The sequence below is a fragment of the Lysinibacillus sp. FSL K6-3209 genome, assembly GCF_037976175.1.
GTDB classification, from domain to species: Bacteria; Bacillota; Bacilli; order Bacillales_A; family Planococcaceae; genus Lysinibacillus; species Lysinibacillus sphaericus_D.
On sequence record NZ_CP150264.1, the window covers coordinates 2,277,518 to 2,290,329 of the forward strand.

General features: G+C 35.2%; 11 protein-coding genes and 1 other annotated feature. Of the genes, 1 reads left to right on the forward strand and 10 read right to left on the reverse strand.

From position 1 onward, the window contains the following. Positions 1-30: 30 nt before the first annotated feature. From argS to MHH88_RS10940, 10 genes are all read right to left on the reverse strand, one after another. Entirely contained in the window at positions 31-1,704 is a 1,674-nt protein-coding gene (argS, locus tag MHH88_RS10895) for an arginine--tRNA ligase (protein ID WP_339262956.1), read from the reverse strand. A 41-nt stretch (positions 1,705-1,745) separates the two neighbouring features. Continuing rightward, positions 1,746-1,963 (reverse strand) — a binding site (T-box leader). Positions 1,964-2,131: 168 nt separating this feature from the next. Continuing rightward, complete coding sequence (locus MHH88_RS10900) at positions 2,132-2,446, reverse strand: hypothetical protein (protein WP_339262957.1); 315 nt, start codon at positions 2,444-2,446, stop codon at positions 2,132-2,134. 286 nt (positions 2,447-2,732) lie between these two features. Next, on the reverse strand, positions 2,733-4,193 hold the full coding sequence (locus MHH88_RS10905; protein WP_339262958.1) for an aminotransferase class I/II-fold pyridoxal phosphate-dependent enzyme: 1,461 nt from the start codon (positions 4,191-4,193) through the stop codon (positions 2,733-2,735). Between the two features lie 106 nt (positions 4,194-4,299). Further along, positions 4,300-5,826 (reverse strand): MFS transporter, encoded by a 1,527-nt coding sequence (locus MHH88_RS10910; RefSeq protein ID WP_339262959.1) that lies wholly within the window; start codon positions 5,824-5,826, stop codon positions 4,300-4,302. A 30-nt stretch (positions 5,827-5,856) separates the two neighbouring features. After that, on the reverse strand, positions 5,857-6,759 hold the full coding sequence (locus MHH88_RS10915; RefSeq protein WP_339262960.1) for a prephenate dehydrogenase dimerization domain-containing protein: 903 nt from the start codon (positions 6,757-6,759) through the stop codon (positions 5,857-5,859). Then, positions 6,749-8,209, reverse strand: coding sequence for an aminodeoxychorismate synthase component I (pabB, locus tag MHH88_RS10920; protein WP_339262962.1), 1,461 nt, complete (start codon positions 8,207-8,209; stop codon positions 6,749-6,751). The genes MHH88_RS10915 and pabB overlap by 11 nt, the downstream gene beginning before the upstream one ends. After that, positions 8,190-8,801 (reverse strand): aminodeoxychorismate/anthranilate synthase component II, encoded by a 612-nt coding sequence (locus MHH88_RS10925; RefSeq protein ID WP_339262963.1) that lies wholly within the window; start codon positions 8,799-8,801, stop codon positions 8,190-8,192. Before MHH88_RS10925 ends, pabB begins: the two co-directional genes overlap by 20 nt. Next, a complete protein-coding gene (locus tag MHH88_RS10930; protein ID WP_069512570.1) occupies positions 8,798-9,094 on the reverse strand; it encodes a chorismate mutase in 297 nt (98 codons plus the stop codon). The genes MHH88_RS10925 and MHH88_RS10930 overlap by 4 nt, the downstream gene beginning before the upstream one ends. Before the next feature lie 176 nt (positions 9,095-9,270). Further along, entirely contained in the window at positions 9,271-10,104 is an 834-nt protein-coding gene (locus MHH88_RS10935; protein ID WP_258041005.1) for a HemK/PrmC family methyltransferase, read from the reverse strand. Further along, positions 10,101-11,540, reverse strand: a complete 1,440-nt coding sequence (locus MHH88_RS10940; protein WP_339262965.1) for an FAD-dependent oxidoreductase — start codon at positions 11,538-11,540, stop codon at positions 10,101-10,103. Before MHH88_RS10940 ends, MHH88_RS10935 begins: the two co-directional genes overlap by 4 nt. A gap of 352 nt (positions 11,541-11,892) precedes the next feature. Here MHH88_RS10940 and MHH88_RS10945 point away from each other — a divergent pair, with 352 nt between their 5' ends. Further along, a complete protein-coding gene (locus MHH88_RS10945) occupies positions 11,893-12,810 on the forward strand; it encodes a polyprenyl synthetase family protein (RefSeq protein WP_339262966.1) in 918 nt (305 codons plus the stop codon). Positions 12,811-12,812: the final 2 nt, after the last annotated feature.

Genomic DNA, 12,812 nt, shown 5'->3' on the forward strand with positions numbered 1-12,812 from the left:
TTTTGGTACAATAAACTTAGAGAAGCATCATCACATATTTTTCGGTGCTTCGATTCCTAATAAAGCTAATGCTTCGTTTAGAATCATAGCTACACAATGACATAATGTTAAACGGCAACCTTGTAAGCGATCTTTTGCTAGAATTTTATTCGTTGCATAGTATTTATTAAACGCACGAGCTAATTGTAAAGCATATTTAGCTACGATGGAAGGATCTACTTGTTCATAAGCGTTCGCAATTACACGAGGAAATTGTTCAAGTAACAACAAGACCTGCCATGCCTGTTGTCCTAACGGTTGGAAAGACACTTCCTCAAGTGGACCATCTGCTTTGTCCAAAATGGAGTGAATGCGTGCATGCGTATATTGGATATATGGGCCCGTTTCCCCTTCAAACTGCATCATGTCGTTTATAGAAAATTCAATATCATGGATGCGATTATTTTTTAAGTCATTGAAAATAACGGCACCTACACCAACCTGCCTCGCTACTTCTTCTTTATTTTGTAAATGTGGATTTTTCAGTTGAATACTTTGTTTTGCAGTCTCAATCGCTTCTGTCAATACATCATGTAGAAGAACCATTTTCCCTTTTCGCGTTGACATCTTTTTTCCATCTTGAAGTATCATTCCAAAAGCCACATGGCGTAAATCTTGTGCCCAATCATAACCCATTTTTTCAATAACGTGAAATAACTGTTGGAAATGCAATGTTTGTTCATTGCCTACGACATAGTAAATTTTTTCAGGATTATACTGTTGCTGTCGATAAAAGGCAGCGGCTAAATCACGCGTAGCATACAGTGTAGCGCCATCTGTTTTCATTATGATACAAGGAGGCATATCCTCTAATTCGACCACATATGCACCTTCAGATAGTGTCAGCAGTTCTTTTGTTTGTAAATCACTTACAACCGCTGGCATTTTATCATTATAGAACGCTTCTCCTTCGTAACGATCAAATTGAATACCTAACAACTGATATAGTCCCTTAAATTCTTCTAATGATACTTCTCTAAACCATTGCCATAGAGCAAGTGCCTGTTCATCTTGCTCTTCTAACGCTTTAAATGCCGCTCGCGCTTGTACAATTAACGTTGCATCTTGTTGTGCTTCTTCATGAAATTTTACATAAATTTTCAATAATTCTTTAATTGGTGCAGCTTCAATTGCTTGTTGGTTTCCCCATAGATGATAAGCGACAATTAACTTTCCAAACTGAGTACCCCAATCGCCTAAATGATTAATACGAATAGCCTTATAGCCATTTTTCTCTGCTAGATTGGCAAGGGCATTGCCTATAACTGTTGAACGTAAATGGCCCATTGAGAAAGGCTTGGCAATATTCGGTGAAGAAAAGTCGAATACGACACTGCCTTTACTTATTGGACTTGTTCCATATAATTTTTGCTCTTTCATCACTTTGCTTAATACTTGTTGTGTGATGAGGTGTTGATTTAAAAATAAATTGACATATCCGCCAACTAGCTCGATAGATTGTATCAGCTCACACGTTACATTTTTTTGAATTTCCGTTGCAATGGTTTGTGGAGATTTACTTAGCTGTTTAGACAATTTAAAACATGGCAGGGCAAAATCACCCATTGCTCTATTTTTAGGCTTTTCAAGTAATGTTTTAATGTCCTCTACTGTTACTTGCTGATGTAATGCGATCGCTAAACTTTTTGCAATTTCTGTTATCATATCCATTCCCTCCTCTACAAATAAAAAAGCCCCCGTCTCAAATAAGAGACGAGAGCATTGCATTCCCGTGGTACCACTCTAGTTGCCATTATTATGACCACTTTCAATTGATAACGGGGTGACGCCCCGGTATTCCCTACTAGTATTTCGGGAAACTTCTCCAAAGTGCGTTTCATTCAAACGATCTGCATTAGGCTCACACCATCCCTAACTCGCTTGGCAGCTCAAAATGAATTACTGTCTTTTTCACAGAATGTACAATTATTAATGAATTTTGGAATATTTTACATGATTATATCCTTCAAGTCAACGTTGGTTGAGTTGGTTTAAGTAGAAAACGATGGACAATGTCAAACTGTTTCTAGTAAAGACAGAAAACATTATTCCTTCTGACATTAAGCTCACTCTTTCATTAAAAAATTATCCATTAGCGTAATTCAATTAAATTAGGTAGCTTCTCCAATACTTCTTTAAACTCTAGTAAGTCTTTAAATATATATTGTTTATCAATGCCATTAAAGAAAGTATATTGCGCACGTTCGAGATTATTCGTGATTTCAAGGGAGATCGAAACATGCGTCATATCACAGTCCGGTAAATGACAGTGTTCTTCAGCAAACCATTTAACGAATACAGGTTCCGTTATCTCTTTTGTATAGAAAAGTAAATTTTGATCTTCATAAAATCTAAACTTAAAGCCCTTTTGCAATAACAAGTGTAATATTTGTTCTTTTGTCTCCATTGTTCATCCTCCTATAATGAAAATATTTTTTTGCTTGTAACAGTTTTACACCTAGATTATACCAAAGTAAATATTACCAATTATATACATCTTTCTATGTTAACATTATTTGTTTGATTATTAAAATAATACACCTACTTTTGCAACTATAATACCTACAGCTAATATGGTGTTTTTATGCGTTTTGCAATAAGAAAAGAACCTATTTTGATTTTCAAAACATGTTCTTTTTATATTAAATAAATACCTTTCACCTAAATGATGCGAAAACAAATAGACAGAGTCTTCAATTTTTGACAGTCTGTAGCTCCTTGCTTTTATTGACATCGGACAGCACTTTGAAAGAAATAGCTCTTGCGTACTCATCCAAAAGTGCAATCGTCTTCTTTATTTCCATATAAGTTGTTTCAGGGTTAATCGTACACATTCTTAAAACTACTTGGCCGTTTAATATCGTCGTAAAGACCCCAGCATAAGCACTACTTACCATTTTTCTCGAAATTTCTGTATTTACTCTATTTATGATCTCGTCGTCAAAATTCGATGGTGAAAATCGAAAATTGACGATTGCCAAGGTCGCTTTCGTTATAATGCTCCAATCCTTGTACTTTAAAACTTCACTTTCTGCATATTCTGCTAGACGTATACCATGATTAATCAATTCCTCCATCTTATCCGACCCTAGAACTTGCAACGTGAACCACAGCTTTAGCGCTCTAGCTGGCCGTGTCAGTTCCATACCAAAGTCCCAAAAATTAATTTCTTCATTATTTATTTGTGCATCCCTTAAATATTCAGGATTAGTATGAAAGCTATGAAATAATAGGTTTTTATTTTTAACCAAAATCATGCCACAACCATACGTCTGAAATAACCATTTATGGGCATCCCAACTGACGCTATCGGCATTTTCAATCCCTTTTAACTTACTTTTATGCTTTTTTGACAGAAGGACAGTCGCTCCATAAGCCCCATCAACATGCATCCAAAGGTTAAACTTTTGGCAAATGCGATGAATATCTTCCATACGATCAATACTTCCCGTATTAGTGGAACCAGCACTGGCAATCACTATAAATGGCTTTAAGCCTAATGATAAGTCTGCTTTTATTTGTTCATGCAACAACATTGTATTTAATTTAAAATTATCAGTTGGAATAATTCTAATATTACGGTCGCTTAAACCAATTATTTTTAGACCTTTCATTACGGATGAATGTGTTTGATCGGAAATATAGGCTATTCCTTTGGCAAGGTCACCATCCAATTTATTATCACGCGCTACGGTTAACGCAGTAATATTTGCAATCGAACCACCTGATACAAAAATTCCGCCAGATTGTTCGGTGTAACCAATTTTATTATTTAACCAAGCGATGAGTTCCTTTTCAATATAACTTGCCGTAGGTGTTGACATCCAACTTCCTGCATGCATATTGTAAGCATTGGTTACGACATCAGCTACCCATGATATGAGTGATGCAGGGCCTGGTACAAAACCAAAATAGCGAGGATGATTAAGCTTAGCTCTATATTTATAAATATATTCTACTGCATCAGATAGAACGTCGCACATCGGTCTACCTTCACTTGGTATTGCTAAATCATCCAATAGTTGAAATATATTGGCGTTTGAGAATTCAATGACCTTTTGGCTATGCAAATTTTGCTGCTCTGATAAAAATTTTCTTATAAAGTTTACCATCATCTCTTCTAGTTCAATTATGCTATCGATATTGTTGTTCATACATCATCATTCCTTCATTTTAAGTTGTGCAACGTGCCATGATTTTAGCAATTATTGTTGGTCACCCTACCAATCATCCATTCTCCACTAAAAAATCCCCCTAATTTCAATGATTAGAGGGATGCTCTTCTTTAATAAAAAAGAAAGTTAAAATAGCCGTAAGTAATATGAAACAAAATGCTACTAAGCTCGTATATTCAACGCCCTTTAGGAAGGCAGAGTTTGCAATATTGAGCAATTCAGTCGAGGAATCTTTTGGTAACGACTCACTTACCGCTAAAGTACCTGCAAGCGTATCTGTCGAACCTTCTGAAATCTTAGCCTGAAGATAATCTGGTAATAAAAACGATTGTCTATACCACCATGTAATCGCTCCCCCGATTAACGTCGTACCAAGGACAACGCCAACTTCATAGGCCGTTTCACTTACCGACGAGGCCCCACCAGCTTTTTCAGGAATAACTGATGAAATAATAAGGTCATTCGATACGGTAGTAATAATGCCCACTCCACTACTAATGAACAGAAAAGATAAACCAATAATTAGAGGTGTAAGTGTTAAACTATAGACGGCTAAAAAAGAAATCGCAATAAGAATAAGGGACCCACTAATGATAAAATTAGGTTTCACCTTTTGCGCGATGACAACGATGCCTATTCCAGAAATAATCGCTACTATTTCACCTGGCACAAGGATAAAACTACTAATTAATGGCGATATTCTATGCGATATTTGAAGTAATTGTGTTGCAAAGAATATAAATCCTATTAATGAACCCAAGCTGACCATATTGATAAAGACAAGCGAAGAAAAGCTTTTATTTCTAAAAAGACTCATATCTAACAAAGGATTAGGTAAAACAAGCTGTCTTTTTACAAACAACACTGCAAAAATAGCGCCAATCCCTATGCTTAGTAAGCTTAGTTCCCATTCTCCACCAGTAGCAACTTGTTTTAACCCAAACATAATACCAAACATGGCAATGAAACTCATGCCAATACTGAAGAAATCTACTCTGCCAGTTAACTTTTCTTGTGATTCGGTAATAAAATTGTGAATAAAGAATATGACAGGAATAAAAAATGGAATTGAAATTAAAAAGATTGCATGCCACGAAAAGAAAGTAAGTAATACACCGCCAATAATTGGTCCAAGTACAGAACCAATTGTTAAGCAAGTAGCCCATGCCGCTACTACTAACCTTCGCTCCTCTCGGTCCAGAAAAGTAGAACGGATTAAGGCTAATGTAGCAGGTAGAATCATTGCGCCAAAAAAACCTAGCGCCGCTCTACCAGCAATAATTTGACCTGCATTTTGCGAAAAAATGATAATAAACGATATAATCGAAAATCCAAGACTACCGATAAAAAGTACTTTTTTGTGTCCTTTACGATCACCAATACCACCCATCGTAACAAGTAAACTTGCCAGCACTAAAGCGTAAGCATCTATTATCCAAAGCTGTTGAGCAGCACTCGGTGATAATGCATATGTAAGCTGTGGTAAGGCAAATGACAGAATCGTATTATCAATTGTTACACTCAAAACAGGCAATAAAATGATTAAAAGTGCCAATAGTTTTGGTTTACTTTTAATAATGGTGACGAAAGGACTTACAGATTTCTCCTCCATAATATGCCTCCTTTTCCTGTAAGCATAAGATTATTGACTATTAAAATAGCGGTTGCACTTTACTTTTAGCTCATTTAACGATTCACCTAAAACTTCTTCATGATTTTTCAACAAAAAAGAAAAGTCTTGGAAGCAATCCTCTTCAATAATCTGATTGAGATTCGTTATAGAATGGATTACATCATTTCTAATTTTCTCTGAATAAGGGTTAAACTTTTGAATATCCCAATATACATCAGGTGAATTTTGTGTGAGCCTGGCTGATAAACATAACATCATCTGCATAGGCGGTGGGGAAAGCTGCATTATTTCTTTTATGGAAAAATCATGTTTCTCCCCTAATACACTAATCAATGAAAGCATTAAAATATGAGGAAGTGCTTGCACAAGTGAAACTTTCTCATCATGGCGGTGTGGGTCAAACTCAAATACTACCATTTCATTGTATTCTATTAGATTTTTCATCATTGTATATGCTTCTGACTCTTCCTCTTTTACAAGTGCTACCGCTCTTCCTTGATAAGGTAAAGTAGGTGAAAACATAAAATTAATCCCTACCAAAGGGTTATTCGGTAAAAAGGTTTTCGCATGCTTAAAAAAAGAACTTTGTATCGAACATGTATTAATGATTTTTACTTCATCCTTCATGAAATGCGCTTTTGATGCTAATACATCTAAACAGGCGGATTCGGGTAATGCAAAAATAATTGCATCCCCCGAAGAGTAAATATCATTTATATCATCAGATCGTACATCAGATACGATAATTTCTAGGTTCGAGTAAAGATTTCCACACGCAGCCCTTAAGGAATCACCTTCACACGGCTCTTTATCTATAATGACTAGATGATGCCCAGACTTCATTAATAATGATGATAAAAAGTTACCAATTAAACCATTTCCCCCCAACACTAGTATTGTCTCATGTTTCATTGTTCTTTTGAACCCTCCTTATACTTTGAAACGGAACACATGCCTTAATTAATGTTTCACGGAACTCTTCTTCTGCATCTGATGCCTCTATAATAGCTCCTCCTACCCCAAAAGTTGCAACGTGATCTTTAATGACGACCGTTCTAATAACAATACTTAAATCTGTATAACCGTTAAAGCCAACCCAACCAATTGATCCAGAATAGATGCCTCGAGGAGACTCTTCCAACTCATCAATTATTCTCATCGTTCTCAGTTTCGGTGCTCCAGTCATTGAGCCCCCAGGGAAGCATTTTCCTATAGATTTAAAAATGCCATTATCCCAATTTAATTCGCCAACGACTGTGGAAACTAACTGATGTACAGATGAATAGGTTTCAACAACAAAAGCTTCTGGTACACTCACCGTATCGGGATGGCAAACTTCATTAAAATCATGCCTTACTAAGTCGACAATCATTAAATTCTCTGCTCTATCCTTTGAGGAAGTCATTAAACTTTCTTTCTCCAAACGATCTTGCTCTTCAGTCGTACCTCTTGCTCTAGTTCCCTTAATAGGTTTCGACGCCATTTTTCCGTTTTCGTCAATGCTTATAAACATTTCTGGAGAAGAACTTACAATTGAAAAACGTTCGGTATTGAAAAAAGCGCTATATCTTACGGGGCTCAAAAGTCTCATTTCTTTGTATAGCAGCAATGGATCAAAGCTATATGGCATGGAAGCACGGTTTGTTAAACAGATTTCGTAAGATTCACCTTCAGTAATGTATGTTTGACACTGTTTTATCTTTTCTTTGTAGTCGTCACTCGATATTTCTAAGTCAATCTCATGTTCTGTTGGAGGTATTAAAAATTCGACCGTTTTTCTTTGTATGGACTGTTCACTTTTCTGCAGTAGATCATCTGATATCGTTAAAATTTCACCCCAAAAGTTGCATACATAACTCTTTTGATTTCGATGATCAAACACTAAGATATTTTTAGGTAAATAAAGAACAGCATCTGGCAAATCGGAACTATGTTTATTCGGTATCCCTCGAAGTGCTTTTAACTCGTATCCTAAATAGCCAATGACGCCCCCATTAAATGGATGTAACACCTCTTTAGGCATTTCATTGGTTATTAAAGAAAATATACAGTCCATGACTTCGTAAAAATCTCCATAAACCGACTCTTGTCCCTTAGGACCAGTTATATCCAACCTTGAATCTTTCACATAATACATGAAGGAAATTGCCGTATCTACATCACAATTTCCCATAACTGAAAAACGGCTGCCAAACTCACTTGATAACTCTCCATCTAACCAAAAACTATCTTTTAAACCATAAAATAATTTTTCATAGATATTAATAGGAGAGGACACCAACCCTATTTCAATATTCTTGGGCGCTACAAACATTGGACACCCTACACCCTCTAGCTTTTCTTTAAGCGAAATCTCGTACATGTAATGGCCTCCCGTAGGATTTTTCCGCAGAAATATCAATAAAATTTTTAATTAATTCAACGCCAAACTCCGAATCAATGGACTCAGGATGAAATTGGACGCCATAAATAGGTAACTCTTTATGGGCAATCGCCATAATCAAACCATCTTGAGTATAAGCAGTTGCTTCAAGGGAAGGCGCAAGTTTAGTACAGATTAAAGAATGGTATCTAACTGCGAAAAAACTATTTGGCAAGCCTTTAAAGATATTATCACCACTATTGACAATCAGCTCTTTGTAACCATGTACGGGTTTAGGAGCTTTGCCAACCTCTCCGCCAAAACAATGATTAATCCCTTGATGACCTAAACAAATGCCTAAAATAGGAATATTCGCTTCTTTAATCATCCTTTTACATATACCGAAATCTTCATCTTTTTCTGGAGTTCCAGGTCCAGGAGATAGAATGATATTATTAAATTCCGATAGATTAATTTTATGAAAAGGATAATCATTTGTTACGACGACAGGAGAAACATTCGTTACTCTATAAACATATTGCGCAATATTATTAGTAAAAGAATCATAATTGTCTATTATTAGTGTTTTCATTGGTTCGCTTTCATTCCTTTGATTAACTTATCTTCTACCTCACACGTTTCATTAATAATAACTTTAAATACATCTTCAATATATTTTGGGTTTAAATTCTTTTCTTTTGCTACGATGCTTGTTTTCTTTAATACATCTTCAATCCTTTTAGGCTGCATCATATTCACATTGTATTTGTATTTATATTTTGCTATTTCTGTACATACTTCCATTCTTTCCGATAACAGTGCAACAATTTTAGTGTTGATCGTATCGATTTCTGCTCTCCACTCTTCAAGTAATTCTTCTTTCATTATTTAATCCTCCTTCTCTAGAGAAATAATTTCATTCTTACAAATTTCTAGCTAAAGATGAGCATCTAAATAAAATGCCTTTGGTATAGCATTAGAACAAATAGTAAATAAATATTGGAAATTAAGAACGGTTTATGAAAAATAAAAAATTGTTACCATTTTTCTAAGATATTTATTTATAACTTATAACCTATAGTAAAGATGGAGAGACCTGTCTCGTCAGAATATTTCTCATTTATAATTGTTTGGATGTTATAAAAATTATTGCTTGCTAATATCGCACTGACGCTTTCCCCCTGATTTTCATCATGTTCGATTAATACAACGCCATCTTTTTTTAATGCTCTATTCGCAAATAGAGCTGAAGCATTGATAATATCTAGGCCATCCTGTTCTGCATAGACCGATTCTTCAGGATGATGTACCCCCCATTCAGGAGGTTGCGCCATTTCTTTCGGTACATATGGGGGATTGGATATAACAATTTCTGCTTCGACTGGTTTTTGCAGCATTTTATCAAAATATTCTTTGATGTCTCCTTGATATACGGCAACCTTCTCGGCATGATGACGCAAGATATTTCGCTTGAGATACTTTGTAGCTAAATCTGATTTTTCTATGCAGACAATGTTTGCATTCGTCATTTGCCAAATTTCTATCCCGATTGCACCCGAACCAGAACATAAGTCATATACTAAAGAACTCGGATCAATTGCTTGATTTTCTTTAATCCAATCAACGATCCCCAAACTTTGAATTCTCGGTATAAAGACACCTGTTCCAACAACATATCTATTAGAGTTCAGTTCTGCGTAGCCTACTATATGCTCCAACGGAATTCTATTACATCTTTCATGAATGTCTGCCTCAAATTCCTTTACTGCTTTTGGGTCATCTTGTCCCGCTTCTGTAAAATTATATTGATTGTATATTTTTTCGTAATCACCCACAGGGTCCCATACTCCTGCGCTTTTTAAAAGGTTAATATAATCCTCTTTTGTCTTCATCATTCACTCCACGCATTGTAGTATGTTCTTAGTTGTTCTTTAGAAGATTTAGGATGTGTCAGGTAAAGAGAAAGGATTTCAGGTGGTGGAGCAAATTCCTTATGTAGCTCGTCTAAAATTTCTTCAAAACTATGAAGCATACCTTTTTCTAAAATAGGATGCCAATAAGGTTGCACGTCCCAACGATATTCGTAACCAGTGGCGAACATTTCGGATGTTGTTTTAGCAATCAATTCATGTCTTGGTGTATTATAGAGAGGCTTTCGAATTGGATGAAAATCAGAAAGGTCAATATCGTTTTCAATCCCACTTATTTCGTTAGCTAAGTGTTCAGCGATTAAAGGAGATTGGTGTAACCCGTCTCTATATGTTCCTGTAGCTAACCAAAGACCATCATATTTAATTTGACCGATTAACGGGAATCCATCAGCTGGTATCGGTCTATTTCCAACTTGAATTTTTTTAATGTCGGCATTAAAAAGATCTAAGTGTAATTGTTCTACTGCACAATCTAATAAAAATTGTACATCCGATACATAGGCACTTTTCCTTGGAATATCCGATAGTATATTGGTTGCACCGATGTAAAGCTCTTTCCCATTTCGAGGAACGCAATGTAAACCGCAGGCAAATGCTCTATTTGGCGTTCGAATGACCCTGTTATAATTTTCTATGTCATCCAATTCTAAAAGTATTGATACACCGTATCCTGAAAACATTGGCGGTATTTTATTTTTCAATTCTAAATCGAAATCTAATAAATCTAATGACTGAACCCCTGCAGCGATAATAATATTCTTTGCAAAAATTTTCTTTTCGCTCAGTTCAATTCCACAAACTTGATTTCCTTCTGTCACCACTGATAGAGCATGTTCATTGAAAAGGGTTCCTCCAAGATTGTGAATGGCTTTGGAAAGTTTAGCTAATAAAATGTTAGGATCAACTGCATTTTCTTCTGGTATTAGTAATGCTTTAAGAGGCCTTACTTGTTCATCAGCCTTTAGCCATACGTGGTTATCTGGATCAATTATTTCATAGCGTTCCGAATTTTCTTTCAGCGCTTGTTCGATTTGCATAAAGTTTACAGAATCTACATCGCTTGTTCCTGCCGTGTTAAGAATTACTTCCGTTCCGTTGGCAATGATTACTTCTCTTTCATCACCTGAATCTTTCGTCAGTTTGGATAACCAACCTTCCCACATATTTTTAGCTTTAATATCCATTAATAATTTTTTTCGACCGAATTCACTTTTCATTAGACTTTCAGTCACTTCTCCATAACAGCCATTCATCGCGCCAGCAGCTATAGATGCTGCTGATTCACGTGCTTCCTTCCCTACAAGTGCAACCTTTTGACCTCTAGAGGAAAGTTCATATGCGATAGAAGATCCTATTGCTCCATTCCCTACAATAATCGTATCGAAATTAATATTGCTCATTATATAAGCCTCCAATGAAATTCAATTTTTTTGATGCACAGCAAATCATGAACTACTTACTAAAATTTCTTAAAGTCTAGAAATCACTTAATTTACCGGTATTAAAATCATTCTGACATTTAAATCTTCACATATTTTCTGTTGCAATTCACCGAAAACCCCATTTCGGTATACCGAAAATAATTTGAAAAAACCGATAAATCCATTCAGTTTGGCAGCGATAATGCGGACGAAAAAACGTATTAAAACCTTTATTCAAACGATATTTACAGTTCCTAATTTTACAATGTTTAGGATATATTTTAATATAATGTTAATATGTGGTATTATTTACGGGGTGGTGGTGTTATAGATGAGTTTAAATGTTAATAATAGATTGTATTCAACTATGGTAGATATTTTAGAGACGTATGTAACGAATAAGGATATGAAAACGCAGTTATATGAATTTATCGACTTTAAAAAAGATGAAGGCTATTTATTTGGAGAGTTAGTCATACTCCATTATGTGATTTATAACAATAAAATAGAGAATCCAATTTTTAAAGTAGCAGCGGCAATTGAACTTCTTATTTTATCATTTGATATTTTAGATGATATTGAAGACCAAGATAATTTTTCATCGCCTTGGGTTCAACACCAAAATTTATCGTTAAATATTTCAAGTTACTTACTTTTTTTATGTCAGTTAATCATTAAAGAATCCGATTTTAAACATAAATATATCGCATTAGAACTTGTGGTCACAAAAGCTTTGCGTGCTATTGAAGGACAACATATCGATTTACTAAACAAGATATCTTGTGAAGATCGCTATATGGACATGGTTGTTTTAAAGTCTGGGTCCTTAACGGAGTTAGCTTGTTTAATAGGAACTGTTCTTGCGAATCCGGATAAAGCAACTGAAGTTCAATTTTACGGTAGTCACATCGGGGTAATCGGTCAAATTCAAAATGATATGGAAGGTATGAAACGTTGGGATGGAAAAAATGATTTGCTAAATAAAAAATGGACTTTACCCATTTTATATTTATTAGCCGTGGATCAAAATCATCCAGTGATAGAAAAAATCCAAAACTATTACAACGGTAATATTGAAAAACACGAAATATTGAAGCTATCTACAGTGATCGATTCACTTTTAGAAGAAACAGGTGCTTTTCTTTATTCAAAAGTCACCCAACAACTATATCGGAACAAGGCTGAAGCCAGCATTATGTCATTATCAATTAATAAAAAATATAAAGCAGCACTACTTAAATACATTTAAAA